The sequence below is a fragment of the Herbiconiux liukaitaii genome (assembly GCF_041927495.1).
In the GTDB taxonomy this organism is placed as follows: Bacteria; Actinomycetota; Actinomycetes; order Actinomycetales; family Microbacteriaceae; genus Herbiconiux; species Herbiconiux liukaitaii.
Genome location: NZ_JBHFHG010000002.1, coordinates 210,836 through 225,965 on the forward strand (window position 1 = coordinate 210,836; position 15,130 = coordinate 225,965).

General features: G+C 71.3%; 11 protein-coding genes. 5 read left to right on the top strand and 6 right to left on the bottom strand.

The features are described from left to right. Positions 1–4 precede the first annotated feature (4 nt). Genes ACEXQC_RS01480 through ACEXQC_RS01490 form a run of 3 tightly spaced genes read left to right on the top strand, consistent with a single transcriptional unit; the run spans position 5 to position 2,943 of the window. Entirely contained in the window at positions 5–1,078 is a 1,074-nt protein-coding gene (locus ACEXQC_RS01480) for a LacI family DNA-binding transcriptional regulator (RefSeq protein ID WP_374817624.1), read from the top strand. Between the two features lie 52 nt (positions 1,079–1,130). Further along, a complete protein-coding gene (locus ACEXQC_RS01485; RefSeq protein ID WP_374817626.1) occupies positions 1,131–2,492 on the top strand; it encodes an NtaA/DmoA family FMN-dependent monooxygenase in 1,362 nt (453 codons plus the stop codon). Between the two features lie 10 nt (positions 2,493–2,502). Then, entirely contained in the window at positions 2,503–2,943 is a 441-nt protein-coding gene (locus ACEXQC_RS01490; RefSeq protein ID WP_374817628.1) for a MaoC/PaaZ C-terminal domain-containing protein, read from the top strand. 19 nt (positions 2,944–2,962) lie between these two features. Here ACEXQC_RS01490 and ACEXQC_RS01495 read toward each other — a convergent pair whose 3' ends face one another. From ACEXQC_RS01495 to ACEXQC_RS01520, 6 genes are all read right to left on the bottom strand, one after another. After that, positions 2,963–3,733 (bottom strand): DUF429 domain-containing protein, encoded by a 771-nt coding sequence (locus ACEXQC_RS01495; RefSeq protein WP_374817630.1) that lies wholly within the window; start codon positions 3,731–3,733, stop codon positions 2,963–2,965. Positions 3,734–3,793: 60 nt separating this feature from the next. Further along, the gene (locus ACEXQC_RS01500) at positions 3,794–4,546 is read right to left on the bottom strand and encodes an SDR family NAD(P)-dependent oxidoreductase (protein WP_374817632.1); all 753 of its coding nucleotides are present in this window, start codon (positions 4,544–4,546) and stop codon (positions 3,794–3,796) included. 212 nt (positions 4,547–4,758) lie between these two features. Further along, positions 4,759–6,999, bottom strand: a complete 2,241-nt coding sequence (locus ACEXQC_RS01505; RefSeq protein ID WP_374817634.1) for a dipeptide ABC transporter ATP-binding protein — start codon at positions 6,997–6,999, stop codon at positions 4,759–4,761. Continuing rightward, positions 6,996–7,946: an ABC transporter permease gene (locus ACEXQC_RS01510; protein WP_374817637.1), complete on the bottom strand. Its 951-nt coding sequence runs from the start codon at positions 7,944–7,946 to the stop codon at positions 6,996–6,998. Before ACEXQC_RS01510 ends, ACEXQC_RS01505 begins: the two co-directional genes overlap by 4 nt. Beyond that, a complete protein-coding gene (locus ACEXQC_RS01515; protein ID WP_374817639.1) occupies positions 7,943–8,908 on the bottom strand; it encodes an ABC transporter permease in 966 nt (321 codons plus the stop codon). The genes ACEXQC_RS01510 and ACEXQC_RS01515 overlap by 4 nt, the downstream gene beginning before the upstream one ends. A 148-nt stretch (positions 8,909–9,056) precedes the next feature. Continuing rightward, complete coding sequence (locus ACEXQC_RS01520) at positions 9,057–10,706, bottom strand: ABC transporter substrate-binding protein (RefSeq protein ID WP_374817641.1); 1,650 nt, start codon at positions 10,704–10,706, stop codon at positions 9,057–9,059. A 123-nt stretch (positions 10,707–10,829) separates the two neighbouring features. Between ACEXQC_RS01520 and ACEXQC_RS01525 the strand changes: the two genes are divergently transcribed. After that, positions 10,830–11,426, top strand: a complete 597-nt coding sequence (locus ACEXQC_RS01525; RefSeq protein WP_374817643.1) for a TetR/AcrR family transcriptional regulator — start codon at positions 10,830–10,832, stop codon at positions 11,424–11,426. Between the two features lie 240 nt (positions 11,427–11,666). Then, positions 11,667–15,119: an isoleucine--tRNA ligase gene (locus tag ACEXQC_RS01530; RefSeq protein WP_374817645.1), complete on the top strand. Its 3,453-nt coding sequence runs from the start codon at positions 11,667–11,669 to the stop codon at positions 15,117–15,119. Positions 15,120–15,130 lie beyond the last annotated feature (11 nt).

Here is a 15,130-nt window from a genome sequence, read left to right on the forward strand (position 1 = left end):
CCCCATGCACGCTGCCTCTCCCAAGCGCACGGCGGTGACCTTGAAAGACGTCGCCCGGCACGCGGCGGTGAGCATCTCGACCGCGAGCAACGCCCTCACGGGTGCGCGCACGGTGAGCGCCGCCTCGATCGAGAAGGTGCTGCGATCGGCCGCCGAGCTCGGCTACCGGCCCAACGAGATCGCCCGCTCGCTGCGCACCGGATCGGACAGCACGGGGTCGAACAGCTCAGGGTCGACCAGTCCAGGCCTGCATCGCGCCATCGGGCTCGTCATCCCCGATGTCACGAATCCGTTCTGGGCCGGCATGGTGGGGGTCATCGAGCGCCTCACGGATGAGCTCGGCTTCCAGCTGACGCTCTGCAACACGGGCTTCGACGCCCAGCGCGAGGCCGCGTCGCTCGCCAGGCTCATGGGCTCGGTCGACGGCATCCTGCTGTTCTCCACCTACCCCGACGGCACCGCGGTCAAGCCGCTGCTCGACCTCGGCATGCCCATGGTCGCGGTCGACGAGGCGTTCGCGCTCGAGGGTCTCGGCGGGGTGTACTCCGACAACCGTGGAGGTGCCGAGGCGGCAGCTGCCCACCTGCTCGAGAGCGGTGGCACCACGTTCGGCCTGCTCGAGGGGCCGGCGCAGCTCACGACGGCCACGGAGCGGAGCGCCGGTTTCCTCGTCGGGCTCGAGTCGCGGGGGGTCGATCCGAGCCGCATCCACCGCGTCGTCGCGCCGTACTCGTTCGAGGGAGGGCGCGAGGGGGTCCGCCGCCTGCTCGCCGAGCACCCGCAGGTCGACGCCCTGTTCGCCTGCACCGACAACCAGGCGATCGGCGCGACTTTCGAGGCGCACGACCTGGGCAGGGTCGTGCCGGACGACCTCCTCGTGTGCGGCTTCGACGACATCAGCTGGGCGTCGCGCATCGCGCCGTCGCTCACCACGCTGCGGCAGGATGCCGCTGGCATGGCGTCGAGCGCGTTCACGATGCTCATCGACATGATCACGAAGGGCGGCAGCCCGAGGGTCTCGGTCTTCCCGGTGACGCTCATGCCTCGCGAGTCGACGCGGCGCGTTACGGCTGTGTAAAACGTTTTAGATCGACCCCGGGATCGCCGCCGGCGTCGGACATGCTGGAGGCATGCGCACACCTCTCTCCCTTGGCGTCTTCGAGATCCTGACCCCGTCGAACGGTGTCCCGACCTGGCGACACCCCCGGGGTCGGGGTGACCGCTACGGCAGCCCCGCGTACTGGACGGGACTTGCGAAGACGCTCGACGACGCGGGGTTCGACTTCATCCTGTTCGCCGACAGCTACGGGTATCCGCAGATCGACGGCGAGGTGCCCGAGGAGGTGCTCACCCACGGCATCCTGTTCCCCGGCTACGACCCGATGATGCTCGTGAGCGCCATCGCGCAGGCCGCGCCCAGCCTCGGCGTGGTGGTCACCTCGTCGACCTCGCTCGAGCAGCCGTTGCCCACCGCCAGGCGGTTCGCCACGCTCGACGCCTTCACCGACGGCCACATCGGGTGGAACGTCGTGACCGGGAGCACGGCGCAGGTCACCGAGCAGCTGTTCGGCATCACCCACTTCGACCACGACAAGCGCTACGACGTGGCCGACGAGTTCGTCGACCTCACCAGGAGCCTGCTCGAAGACGTCTGGGACGACGACGCCGTGGTGTTCGACCGGGAGTCGAACACGCTCATCGACCCCACGCGCATCCGCCCCCTCGCCTACCGCGGGGAGCACTTCAGCAGTCACGGCCTGTTCAAGGTGCCGCCAGGGCGTCAGCGCACCCCGGTGCTGTTCCAGGCCGGCATGTCGGGGCGCGGGCGGGACTTCGGCGCGCGCAACGCCGAGGCGATGTTCATCCAGGGGCAGACCGCGGAGCAGGCGAAGACGGCGTCGACCGACATCCGTGCCAGAGTGGCCGCCGCGGGCCGCGACCCGCACGACCTCCGCATCATCAGCGGTGTCACGGTCACCGTCGCCCCCACTCGCGACGAGGCGCTCGCCAAGCGGCGGGAGCTCGAGGAGCAGTTCTCCATGGAGGACGCGGCCGTGCTCTTCGCGGGCTTCACCGGGATCGACCTGCGGGCGCTCGACCGCACGATGCGCATCGAGGAGATCGCCGACACGAACCAGGGCCACACCCCGCTCGACCGCTACCGCTCGGTGCCCGGGGTCGAGACCGTGCAGGACGTGCTTGATGCGTTCCGCGTGCAGGAGCGCGGCTTCGTGATCACCGGATCGCCGCAGGAGGTCGCCGAGGAGCTCATCGAGACGGCCGAGATCGCGGATCTCGACGGCTACCTGCTCGAGCCCACGTTCGGCGACAGCGGCGCCTATGAGGAGTTCATCGAGCTCGTGCTGCCCGAGCTCGAGGCGCGCGGCGCCTGGCAGAAGCCCGACCGCTCGCTCACGCTGCGCGAGCGGCTCGGGTTCCCCGGCCCGACTCCCGGCTTCCGCCCGTCGACCAAGAACCTCGACAGAGGCTAGCCTTACGCGCGTGCCGCACTACTTCGAGGACTTCGAGACCGGACAGGTCTTCACCACACCGGGCAAGACCGTGACCGAGACGGATGTGGTGATGTTCGCCGCCCTCACGAACGACAACAACCAGGTGCACACCGACGTGGAGTTCGCCGCGGGCACGCGCTACGGGCAGCGTGTGGTGCACGGGCTCTTCGGCACCTCGCTGAGCCTCGGGCTCATCGCGCGCACGGGGGTCTTCGAGGGCAGCGCCGTGGCCCTGCTGGGCATCGACGACTGGCGCTTCACCGAGCCGGTCTTCATCGGCGACACGCTCACCGCGCAGGTCGAGATCCTCGGACTTCGGCTCACCTCCTCGGGCACCACGGGTGTGGTGGAGCGGCGGATCGAGCTGCGCAACCAGCGCGGCGAGACCGTGCAGTCGGGCCGCATGGACATCCTCGTCCTCTGCCGCTGAGGGGTCTTCCCGGTCGGCTTCAGACTGCTGTCGGGGCCAAGGCGGTGAGCGGGGTCGTCGGCAGGTGAACCCAGCCCTCGCGGCGGGCTCTCTGGCCAGCGGCCGTCGGCGGTGCTGTCGTGAGCTCGAGGGCGCAGGCGCGGGCCGAGAGAGCGGCGATCACCGCGTCGAAGGCGTCGCACGAGGTGACCATGAGGTCGTCGAACGCTCCGAGGTCGAGCCACGGGGCCGCTTCGAGGAGGGCGACGAGCAGTGTGCGCCGTTTCGTGGGGTCCACGCGGTAGCCGGTGGTGTCGAAGCCCCAGAGGCGCAGGGAGGCGCCGGGGTAGACCTCGGCCACGAGGCCGGCGCCCGAGCGGTCTACGGGCATATCGGCGGCTTCGAGCCGCCCGAGTAGTCCGGCGCAGCGCAGGGCGGTGAGGCCCAGCCGATCGGTCGACACACTGAGCGGCCAGCGCCCGGTCACCCTCCGCACCTCCCGATCCGTCTCCCGATACGCCAGCGTCCGCCGCCAGTCCATGCCGCCGTCCACCACTCCGCCATCCGCCGCCCCTCCCGTGGCTTCGTCGCCGAGTCGGGAGTGCTGGCTCACGAACCGCACGAACTCGTCGGGCCAGCCGAGGGCGCAGTCGATGCCGAGCTTGTCCACCCGCCGCGCTGTCTCCACGACGAGCGGATCCGCCACCCCCAGATGCAGTTCGGTCACGACCGCGCGTGGCGCCGACCAGTCGATCACCGCGAGGGCCGTGCCCTTCGGCTCGGCGGCGAGGTCGACTCCGGCGGTCAGCATCCGCTCACTGTAGCCGGGTGCTCGGGTGACGCGGGTGCCAGGGTCGTGCGGATGCGGGGCTCACGCGGCGGTGTAGCCGCCGTCGACCGGCAGGGTGACTCCCGTGATGAAGGCGGCGGCGGGGGAGGCGAGGAACACGATCGCGTCGGCGATCTCGCCCGGCTGCGCGATGCGGTTGAGCGGATGTGTCGCCGCGATCCCGGCGAGCACGGCCTCCGGATCGGGGAGCGCGGCGAGCGGTCGGCGGATGAACGGGGTGTCGATGGTGCCGGGCGCGATGGCGTTGACGCGCACGGCGTGGGGGGCGTACTCGATCGCGAGGGCCCTGCTGAAGCTCACGATGGCGCCTTTAGTGGCGCTGTACGCGGCCTGATCCGCGAGCCCCACCACGCCCGAGATCGACGCCACGTTCACCACGGCACCGCCCCCCTGCGCCACCATCGAGGGCAGCACCGCGCGGGAGAACAGGAACATGCTGCGGGTGTTGGTGGACATGAGCCCGTCCCAGTCCTCCACCGTCGTGTCGGCCAGCGGCTTGAGCAGGAAGCGTGCGGCGTTGTTCACGAGGATGTCGATGCGCCCGAACCGCTCCCGTGCGCGGGCCGCGGCGTCCTCCGCCGTCGAGGGCTCCGAGACGTCGCCCACCACGGCGGCCACGTCGTCCGCCTCCAGCGCCGCGACGCCCGGGTCGACGTCGACGGCCACGACACGCGCACCCCTCGAGCGGAGCAGTGCGACGGTCGCGGCCCCCACGCCGCTGGCCGCACCGGTCACGATGGCCACGGAATCCTGGAGTTCTCTGGAAGCAGGCACGTCATCGTCCTCCACTCGAAGCGCCGCAACGAAGCCGCTGCAGTCGCGATCGTATGACAATCCCACCCCCGCCGCCACCACGATCGACCACCTCCCGCGCTAGACCCCACCTCCCGCGGCTGACCGCAACCCCACCCTCCACCGCACGGGTGGCGCAGGACATCCGCGGGCCTCGGGCAGCGTGACGCTCGTGGGGTGTGGCTGATTCGCGCTCAGTCGCGGTGGGGCAGGTGGAGCCTCGGGGCGGCCGCGAGGAGCTCGCGGGTGTACGGATGCGCGGGGTCGGCGAACACGCGCGCGGCGGGTCCCTGCTCCACGATCCGGCCGTCCTTCATCACGGCGAGGTCGTCGCTCATGTGCTGCACCACCCCGAGGTCGTGCGAGATGAAGAGGTAGGCCACGCCGCGCTCGCGCTGCAGCCGGTCGAGGAGGTCGAGGATCTGCGCCTGGATCGACACGTCGAGCGCCGACACGGGCTCGTCGAGCACGATCACACGCGGCTGCGGAGCGAGCGCCCTCGCGATCGACACCCGCTGCCGCTGCCCGCCCGAGAGCTGAAGCGGCCGAGCCCCCGCCACATCGGCGCCGAGCCCGACCTCGCGCAGCAGCGCCTCCACCCGCCCGTCACCGCGCCCACCCCCCGAGCCGCCGCCGTCGACCCCGCGATCACCGCGCCTGCCCCCCGAGGGGCCGCCGTCGGCGATCCCGTAGTGACTGCCCCCACCCTCCGAGAGGTGGCCTTTGGTGACCACATCGTCACCGCGTCCACTCCCCGAGGGGCCGCCGTCGGCGTCGGAGGGTCGGGGGGCGCTTGCGGTGGGCGATGGCCGCGGGGCGCCGCCGAGCGCGTCGGCGAGGATCTGCCGCACGGTGAGCCGCGGGTCGAACGACGAGAGCGCATCCTGGTAGACCGCGCCGAGCAGCGGTCGGCGGGCGCGTCGATCGCGCTCCCGCCCGGGCGCCCAGGGCTCGCCGTCGAGCCGCACGGTGCCCGCATCCGGAGCCGTCAGCCCCAGCACCACGCGAGCGAGAGTGGTCTTGCCCGACCCCGACTCGCCCACGAGCCCGAGCGTGCGGCCCGCCTCGATCACGAACGACGCATCCTCCACAGCCACCCGAGCCTCGAACCGCTTCCCCACCCCGACGGCCTCGAGCACCCCGCCCCCGCTACCCGACTTCCGCCCGGATTCCGCACCAGCCGCCCCCCTGGGGCCGTCGGTGGGGCGCGTCACGAGGGAGACTCCGCGGGGTACTCCCGTGGGGACCGCGCGGAGGAGCGCCTTCGTGTACTCGTGCTGGGGGTCGCCGAGCACCGCGGCCGTCGGCCCCGACTCCACCACGCGCCCCTCGCGCATCACGAGCACTTCGTCGGCGATCCGCGAGACCACCGCGAGGTCGTGACTGATGAACAGCAGCCCGGTGCCGCGAGCCTTGATGCTCTCGAACAGGCTCAGGATCTGCGCCTGCACCGTGCTGTCGAGCGCAGTCGTGGGCTCGTCGGCGATCAGCAGCTCGGGGTCACCTGCGAGCGCCGACGCGATGAGCGCCCGCTGCCGCAGTCCACCCGACAGCTCGCCCGAGCGCTGGCGCATGCGCGCGGCCGGCTCCGGCATGCCCACCGACTCGAGCAGCTCGAGCACGCGCTGCCGCCGCTCCGGAGCCGAGAGCCGCGTGTGCAGCCGCAGCGCGTCGCCGATCTCGCGCCCGATGGGCCGCAGGGGGTCGAGCGACACAAGCGCATCCTGCACCACGAGCCCGATCCGCCCACCCCGGATGCGCCGCCACCCCGCCGCCGACATCTCCCGTCCGCCGCCACCCCGCCCGCCGCCACTCTGACCGCCGTCACCCTGGGCGCCGCGCTCCTGGGCGCCGTCACCCTGGGCGCCGCGCTCCTGGGCGCCGTCACCCTGGGCGCCGCGCTCCTGGGCGCCGTCACCCTGGGCGCCGCGACCCTGCTTGCCGCCACCCTGCGCTGAGCCCTTCTGCGGGGCCACACCGAGCACGGACTCTCCGCCCACCTCGAGCACGTCGGCCGTCACCCACGATCCCGCCCCCACGAGCCCCACGAGAGCCCGGGCGGTCACCGACTTGCCCGATCCCGACTCGCCCACGATCGCCACGGCCCGCCCGGCCCGCACCTCGAACGACACCCCATCCACCACAGCCGCCCCGCGCCCCCGAGAACTCGACTCGTCCCCCCGAGCGCCCGCCCGGCGCCCTCGGCCACCGGCGCCGAACCCCACCCGCAGCCCTTCAACCCGCACGAGCGGCGGGGTCGACGGAGAATCCGCCGCCGCGGCGCCATCGACGGACTCCACGGCCGATCCGCCGTCCTCCCTCCGTGGACCGTCACCCGCCCACGGGGGAGTCGCGCCCGGGGCGATCGCGCCCCCGGGAGTCGCACCGGTAGGGGTCGTGCCCGGGGTGCTCTCACCCGGGGGAGTCGCGCTCATCGCGGCCCCCGCTTCTGCAGGGCGCGCCCGAGCACCGTCGTGGCGGCGGCGCTCAGCACGATCGCCAGTCCGGGGAAGAACGTCATCCACCAAGCCGTCACCAGGTAGTTCTTGCCGGCGAACAGCATCGCGCCCCACTCCGCGGCCGGCGGTTCCGCACCGAGCCCGAGGTAGCTGAGCGCGGCGGCCCACACGATCGCCTGCCCCACCCCGAGCGTCACGAGCACGAACACGGGCACCACGGCGTTCGGCAGGATGTGCCGCCCCAGGATGCGCGTGCGTGACCGCCCCAGCACCACAGCCGCCTCCACGTACGGCGACGCCGCCACCGCCCTGGTCTGCGCCCGGATGATGCGCGCGTACCCCGGCGCCGTCGCGAGCCCCACGGCGATCGTCGACGTCACGATCCCCGGCCCGTAGACGGTGATCACGAGCAGCGCGAGCAGCAGCCCCGGAAAGGCGAACAGCACCTCGAGCAGCCGGCTCACCCCGAAGTCCACGATCCGCCCGCCGAGCGCCGCCGCGAGCCCGAGCACGAGCGCCAGCACGATGCCGATCGCCGTGGCCGCCACCCCGATCACCAGCGAGGGCGCCGCGCCGTGCACCACGCGGGTGTAGATGTCGCGCCCCGATTCGTCGGTGCCGAACGGATGCCCCCACTGCGGTGCCAGGAACGCCTCGGCGGGATCGATGGCCAGCGGATCACCGGGCGCCAGCACCCCCGGCAGCACCGCGGCCACCAGCAGCACCCCGAGCACACCGACAGCCACCCACTGAGCCACCCCGAGCGCCCGAGCACCCCCACGCCGCCGAGCACCGCCCCCGCGCGACCCACCCGCGCCGACTCCGGCCCCGAGGGGTCCACCCGCGCCCACTCCGGCCCCGAGGGGTCCACCGGCGCCCGCTCCCTTGCCGGGCTCCGCGGCACCGCCCACCAGCGCGGTCATGCGACCCGCTCCAGCTCGCGCTCGCGCACCGCGAGCCGCGGGTCGGCGAGGCGGGACGCCGCATCCGTCAGCACCGTCATGAGCACGTAGCCGAGCGCCACCACGAGCACCACCCCGATCACGACAGGCACGTCCCGAAGCTGCACGGCGTTCAGCAGCGTGCGCCCGAGCCCGGGCCTGGCGAAGATCGTCTCCACCACCACCGCCCCCGACACGAGCCACCCGAACGCCCACCCCGAGAGAGCGATGCCCGGAAGCGCCCCGTGCCTCAGCACGTGCCTCCACCGCACACCGCTCTCGCTCTCGCCACGCGCGCGGGCCGAGAGCACGAACGGCGCGTCGAGCGCGTCGAGCACCGACTCGCGCATCACCTGCCCCAGGAACCCCGCGAGCGGCAGTGCGAGCGTGAGCACCGGCAGCACGAGCCCCTCGGGACCCTGCGTCGAGACGGCGGGCAGCCATCGCAGCGTGGTGCTGAACACGAGCACGAGCACGGTCGCGAGCCAGAAGTGCGGCACGGCGGCCGCCACGATCTCGAGCCCGGAGGCCACCGCAGCCGCCACGCGCCCGCCCCGCGTCGACCACACGGCGAGCCCCAGCGCGATCGCCCACGCCACGGCCAACGAGAGCACGGCGAGCAGCAGCGTGCCCCCGATCTGCGCCCCGATCACGTCGACCACAGGTGTCCGCAGCGAGTAGGAGGTACCCAGGTCCCCGCCCAGGAGCCGCGACAGGTAGAGCCCGTACTGCGCCAGGATCGGCTGGTCGAGCCCGTACTCGGCGCGCACCTGCGCGAGAGCCTCCGCACTCGCTTGCGACCCGGGCCCGCCCAGAATGGCCTGGGCCGGATCGCCCGGGATGAGCCGCAGCCCGAAGAACGTCAGCGTCGCCGCGGCCCACAGCACGAACACCCCGCCGCCGACCCGCAGCGCCACGCGCCCGGCCGTGCGAGCGCCGCTCACAGGGCACCCCCGGCCCGCGAACGACGCCGGAATCGCCCGATGTGGGTCGGAGACGACGGAGATCCGCCCCCTCGGGGGGATCCGACGGAGCCTGAACCGTCCGCCCCGCCCGAACTCCGTCGACCGCCGCGCCCGGGTGCGGCGGCGTCTACTCCTGCACCCACGTGTCGCCGAAGTACGGGATCTGCAGCGTCGGCAGCAGCGTCATCCCCTGCACCGAGGTGGAGTATCCGATCTTCGAGAAGTGGTCGTAGAGCGGCAGCACATAGGCGCCCTCGGCCAGGATCTGCTGGGCCGACTCGTACAGCGCAGCCCGCTCGTCGGCATCCGCCGTCTGCCCGGCCTCGGTGAGCGCGGCATCCAGCTCGGGGATCGAGACGTGCGAGTGGTTCGGGTGGTAGCCGCTCGGCGCGGGCTGGATGTTGTCGGAGTGGTAGAGGATCCGCAGAACGTCGGGCGAGTTCTTCGTGTAGATCGCGCTCGTCAGGTCGAAGTCCCACGATCCGAGAGCCGCGTACCAGCTCGAGAGATCCATCGGGTGCAGCTGCACGTCGAAGCCCACGGCCTTCGTGGTGGCCTGGATCTGCTCGAACAGCGACACCTCGGCGGGGATCGACTGGTTGGTCGAGATCGGGAAGTCGACCGTCAGGCGCTCGCCGTCCTTCGTGCGGTACCCCTCGGCGTCCCGCGTCGTCCACCCGGCCTCGTCGAGCAGCTCGTTGGCGAGGTCGGAGTCGATCGAGTACTCGCCCTCGAACGAGGCGCCGAACGGCGTCGACGACGACAGCACCGAGTACGAGCGGTCGACCGTGCCGAAGAACAGGCTCTCGATGCCGGGGTTCACATCCGCGGCGTGGATGAACGCCTTCCGCACGAGCTCGTCGTCGAAGGGCGCGTACCCCGAGTTGAGCTCGAGCCGGATCGACGCCCCGGGCAGCGCCCCCACGAGCACATCGAAGCCCCCGTCGGAGGCGGCCGACTCCTGCACGGCCACCACGTTGTCGGGCTGCATCTCGTCGATCACGTCGACCTCGCCCGACTGCAGCGCCGCGAAGCGCGTGGCCGCGTCGGGGATGAAGCGCCAGACGATCTCGGAGAGGTAGGCGGGCCCGGTGTTCTCGGCGCCGGCGGGGGCGGAGTTCCAGTTCTCGTTGCGGGTCAGCGTCACGTGGTCCTGCTTCACCCACTCCGTGAACACGAACGGCCCGGTGCCGATGGGGGAGGCGCAGTTCTCGTCCATGCCGCGATCGAGCCCGGCGGGCGACTCCATGGCGAGCCAGGTCTGCGCGAGCGACTCTTGCAGCGCGCTGTCGGGCTCGGAGAGCGTGAAGCGCGCGGTCGTGGCGTCGACGGCCGAGACCCCCGTCACCTTGCCGAGCGCGAGGATGGCGGTCGACGACGCCGTCTCCGGATCCTGCATGTGCTCGATGTTCGCCACCACGGCCGCGGCGTCGAAGGGCGTGCCATCGGTGAAGGTCACGTCGTCGCGCAGCGCCACGTCGACCGTGAGCCCGTCGTCGGAGACGGTGGCGCCGGTGGCGAGCCACGGCACGATCGCGCCGTCCTCGTCCTGCGAGAAGAGGGACTCGAGCACGTTGGTGCCCACGAGCGCCTGCGGCATGTTGCCGCCCACGTGCGGATCGAGGCACGTGGGCTCGCCGAACCCGGTCGCGTAGGTGAGCGTGCCGCCGGCCACGGGTGTGGAGGGCACGGCCGAGGGTTCGGCGGCCGAGCACCCGGCCAGGACGAGAGCGGATGCGGCCGTGACGGCCAGGAGCGCAAGAGGTCGGAGTGACACGGTGGAGCCTGTCTGATGTGTAAGGGTGGGATGCGATCTGCTGCGATCGTCATGAGTCTAATTGTTGGACGGGAACTATTTATTCCCGTACCGTCCGCATCCGGTGCCGAGCGAGGGGGAGACATGGTGGGTCGTCCCCGCGCCTCGTCGCAGCGCATGCTCGAGGAGGCCGCCTCGGAGCTCTTCCTCGAGCAGGGCTACGCGAAGACCACGATCGAGCAGATCACCCAGCGCGCCGGGGTCAGCCGCAACACCTTCTTCAACTACTTCGGCCAGAAGAGCGAACTGCTCTGGATCGAGCTCGACGCGAGCCTCGCCGCCCTCACCGAGGCGCTCGCCGCCACCCCGCCCGGCACGCATCCGCTCGACGCCGTCGAGAGCGCCCTGCTCGAGACCGCCCGCGGCTTCGCAGCCGAGCGCACCCCGCTCGTGCTCACCCAGCACGAGGTCATGGGAATCGACGACGAGCTCGCGGCCGCCGGCCTCTCGCGGGCCCTGCGGCACGCCGACGCGATCGAGCTCCACCTCGCCGTGCACCTCGCCGACGAGGGAGCGGGCGGCGACGTCGCGTTCCGCTCGCGAGCCATCGCGCTCGCCGTGGTGGGTGCGGCGGCGGCGGCGGTCGGCAGCTGGGCCGCCGCGGGCCCCGGCCGCGCGTCGCTCGAGGAGCACGTGGCGAGCGTCGTGCATCCCGTGCTCGAGGGCTTCCGCATCCGGTAGAATCGGGGCCAGCATGGCACTGAACCGGCGATCACCGGGGAGCCTTCGGAAGAGCGGTGCACGGGCGTGAGCCCTGGCACCGGGTAGAACCGAACGGGTCGGGCCCGTCACAGCCTAAGAACGAGCGGTCGACCGTGGAGACACGATCGGTCAGCGAGGTGGTACCACGGTGAGGGGCAGGAGCTCCGGGCCGTCCTCGTGGAGCAGGCAGCACACCATCACGGCCCGTCCAGGAGCATCATGACGTACCCCAAGGATTCCGACGAGTTCTCCACCATCGTCCCCTCCCCGAGCTTTCCCGAGGTCGAGCAGGGGGTGCTCGCGTTCTGGAAGAGCGACGACACCTTCCGCGCCTCCCTCGCGAACCGCGAGGGAGCTGACGAGTGGGTCTTCTACGACGGCCCGCCCTTCGCCAACGGCCTCCCGCACTACGGCCACCTCCTCACCGGCTACGCGAAAGACGTCTTCCCGCGCTTCCAGACCATGCGCGGCAAGAAGGTCGACCGCCGCTTCGGCTGGGACACGCACGGTCTGCCCGCTGAGCTCGAGGCCATGAAGCAGCTCGGCATCACTGAGAAGAGCCAGATCGAGGAGATGGGCGTCGAGGTCTTCAACGACGCCTCCCGCCGCTCCGTGCTGCAGTACACGAAGGAGTGGCAGGAGTACGTCACCCGCCAGGCCCGCTGGGTCGACTTCGACAACGACTACAAGACGCTCGACATCACGTTCATGGAGAGCGTGCTGTGGGCCTTCAAGGAGCTGCACACCAAGGGTCTCGCCTACGAGGGCTATCGCGTGCTGCCCTACTGCTGGAAAGACGAGACGCCGCTCTCCAACCACGAGCTGCGCATGGACGACGACGTCTACAAGATGCGGCAGGACCAGACCGTCACGGTCACCTTCCCGCTCGTCGGCTCCCGCGCCGAGGCGCTCGGCCTCACCGCCGTGCGCGCGCTGGCCTGGACGACGACGCCCTGGACGCTGCCCACCAACCTCGCGCTCGCGGTGGGCCCCGGCATCGAGTACGCCGTGGTGCCTGCCGGCCCCAACGGCACGGCCGACACCGAGGTGGCCCGTGAGACCGTGGCGGCCACGGCAGGCAGCCCGGACGCACGCACAGACCGGGCCACCGGATCGCTCACCGTGCTCGGCGCCGAGTACCTGCTCGCCGCCGACCTCGTGGGCAACTACGCCAAAGACCTCGGCTACGACTCACCCGACGAGGCGAAGGCCGCCATCAGCCGCACCATCACGGGCCGCGAGCTCGAGGGCGTGGCCTACGACCGGCTGTGGGACTACTACGCCGACACCGAGAAGTACGGCACGCAGAACGCGTGGCAGATCCTCGTGGCCGACTACGTGTCGACCACCGACGGCACCGGCATCGTGCACCAGGCCCCCGCCTACGGCGAGGAGGACCAGAAGGTCTGCGAGGCCGCGGGCATCCCCATCATCATCTCGGTCGACGACGGCGGCCGCTTCCTGAGCGCCGTGAAAGATGTCGAGGGCCTGCAGGTCTTCGACGCCAACAAGCCGCTCACCCAGCTGCTCAAGGCTGATGGGCGGCTCCTCCGCCAGGCGAGCTACGAGCACAGCTACCCCCACTGCTGGCGCTGCCGCAACCCGCTCATCTACAAGGCGGTCTCGAGCTGGTTCGTGCGCGTCACGACCATCCGCGACCGCATGGAGGAGCTCAACCAGCAGATCGAGTGGGTGCCCGAGAACGTCAAGGACGGGCAGTTCGGCAAGTGGGTCTCCGGAGCCCGCGACTGGTCGATCTCGCGCAACCGCTACTGGGGCTCGCCCATCCCCATCTGGAAGAGCGACGACCCCGAGTACCCGCGCACCGATGTCTACGGCTCGCTCGCCGAGCTCGAGGCCGACTTCGGCCGCCTGCCGCTGAACCGCGACGGCCAGCCCGATCTGCACCGACCCTTCATCGACGAGCTCACGCGGCCGAACCCCGACGACCCCACCGGGCGCTCCACGATGCGCCGCATCGAGGACGTCTTCGACGTGTGGTTCGACTCAGGCTCGATGCCGTTCGCGCAAGTGCACTACCCGTTCGAGAACAGGGACTGGTTCCGCACCCACAGCCCCGCCGACTTCATCGTGGAGTACATCGGGCAGACCCGCGGCTGGTTCTACGTCATGCACGTGCTCTCGACCGCGCTGTTCGACCGCCCCGCGTTCTCGAACGTCATCAGCCACGGCATCGTGCTGGGCTCCGACGGGCAGAAGATGTCGAAGTCGCTGCGCAACTACCCCGACGTCTCGGAGGTGTTCGACCGCGACGGCTCGGATGCGATGCGCTGGTTCCTCATGTCGAGCTCGGTGCTGCGCGGCGGCAACCTCGTGGTCACCGAGGAGGGCATCCGCCAGGGCGTCCGCGAAGTGCTCCTGCCCCTCTGGAGCACCTATTACTTCTTCACCCTCTACTCCAACAGCGCGAAGGAGGGGGGATACGACGCCCAGTGGCGCACGGACTCGACGGATGTGCTCGACCGCTACCTGCTCGCCAAGACGCGCGAGCTCGTGCAGAGCGTCACCGCCGATCTCGACGCTCTCGACGCCACGCTCGCCGCCGCCAAGCTCCGCGACTTCGCCGACGTGCTCACCAACTGGTACGTGCGCCGCTCGCGCGACCGCTTCTGGTCGGGCGACGACACGCAGGCCTTCGACACCCTCTACACGGTGCTCGAGACCTTCACCCGCGTGGCGGCTCCGCTCCTCCCGCTCGTCTCCGACGCGGTCTGGAAGGGACTCACGGGCGGCCGCAGCGTGCACCTCGCCGACTGGCCCGACGAGAACGACTACCCGGCGGATGCTGGGCTCGTGCACACCATGGACCAGGTGCGCTCCATCTCCTCCACCGTGCTGTCGCTCCGCAAGCTCAACGGCCTGCGGGTGCGACTGCCGCTCGCGAAGCTCACGGTGGTGACGGATGGCGCCGAGGCGCTCGCCCGCTTCGAGGGCATCCTGCGCGACGAGCTCAACATCAAGTCGCTCGAGACAGTGAGCCTCTCGGAGACGTCGGCCGCGGAGTACGGGCTCTCCTCCCGCCTCACCGTCAACGCGCGGGTCGCCGGCCCTCGCCTCGGCAAGGACGTGCAGAAGGCCATCGCGGCCACGCGCACGGGCGGCTGGTCGGAGGAGAACGGCGTCGTGACGGCGGGCGGCATCCAGCTGCTCGAGGGCGAGTACGAGCTCACGCTCGAGGCCTCCAACGACACCGAGAGCCCCGAGGGCGCTCCCTCGGTGGGCGTCGCTCTGCTGCCGCGCGGCGGCTTCGTGCTGCTCGACACCCGCATCACCCCCGAGCTCGCCGCCGAGGGCTTCGCTCGCGACGCCATCCGCGCGGTGCAGGACGCCCGCAAGTCCGCGGGCTTCGAGGTGAGCGACCGCATCGTGCTCGACCTCGTGTTCTTCTCCGACGAGGATGCCGAGGCCGTGCGCAGCACCGCCGGCGCAGTCGACCTCGCGGGGGAGACCCTCGCGACCGACTTCTCCATCCTGTCGCCCTCGAGCACCCCCGCCATCGCATCGAGCCGCGGATCCCTGCCCTCGGAGTGGCTCGGTGGTGTCACGCAGCAGGCACCGGAGCACTTCGTGCGCATCGCCGCGGGCAAGTACGCCAACCAGGACGATCTGCTGATCGCCGTGAGCCGGAAGTCGGTGACCCACGATGTCTGACAACTTCTTCG

Coding starts and splice junctions, on each gene's coding strand:
- ACEXQC_RS01480 (WP_374817624.1), top strand. CDS start 5: ATGCACGCTGCCTCTCCCAAGCGCACGGCGGTGACCTTGAAAGACGTC.
- ACEXQC_RS01485 (WP_374817626.1), top strand. CDS start 1,131: ATGCGCACACCTCTCTCCCTTGGCGTCTTCGAGATCCTGACCCCGTCG.
- ACEXQC_RS01495 (WP_374817630.1), bottom strand. CDS start 3,733: ATGCTGACCGCCGGAGTCGACCTCGCCGCCGAGCCGAAGGGCACGGCC.
- ACEXQC_RS01505 (WP_374817634.1), bottom strand. CDS start 6,999: ATGAGCGCGACTCCCCCGGGTGAGAGCACCCCGGGCACGACCCCTACC.
- ACEXQC_RS01510 (WP_374817637.1), bottom strand. CDS start 7,946: ATGACCGCGCTGGTGGGCGGTGCCGCGGAGCCCGGCAAGGGAGCGGGC.
- ACEXQC_RS01525 (WP_374817643.1), top strand. CDS start 10,830: ATGGTGGGTCGTCCCCGCGCCTCGTCGCAGCGCATGCTCGAGGAGGCC.
- ACEXQC_RS01530 (WP_374817645.1), top strand. CDS start 11,667: ATGACGTACCCCAAGGATTCCGACGAGTTCTCCACCATCGTCCCCTCC.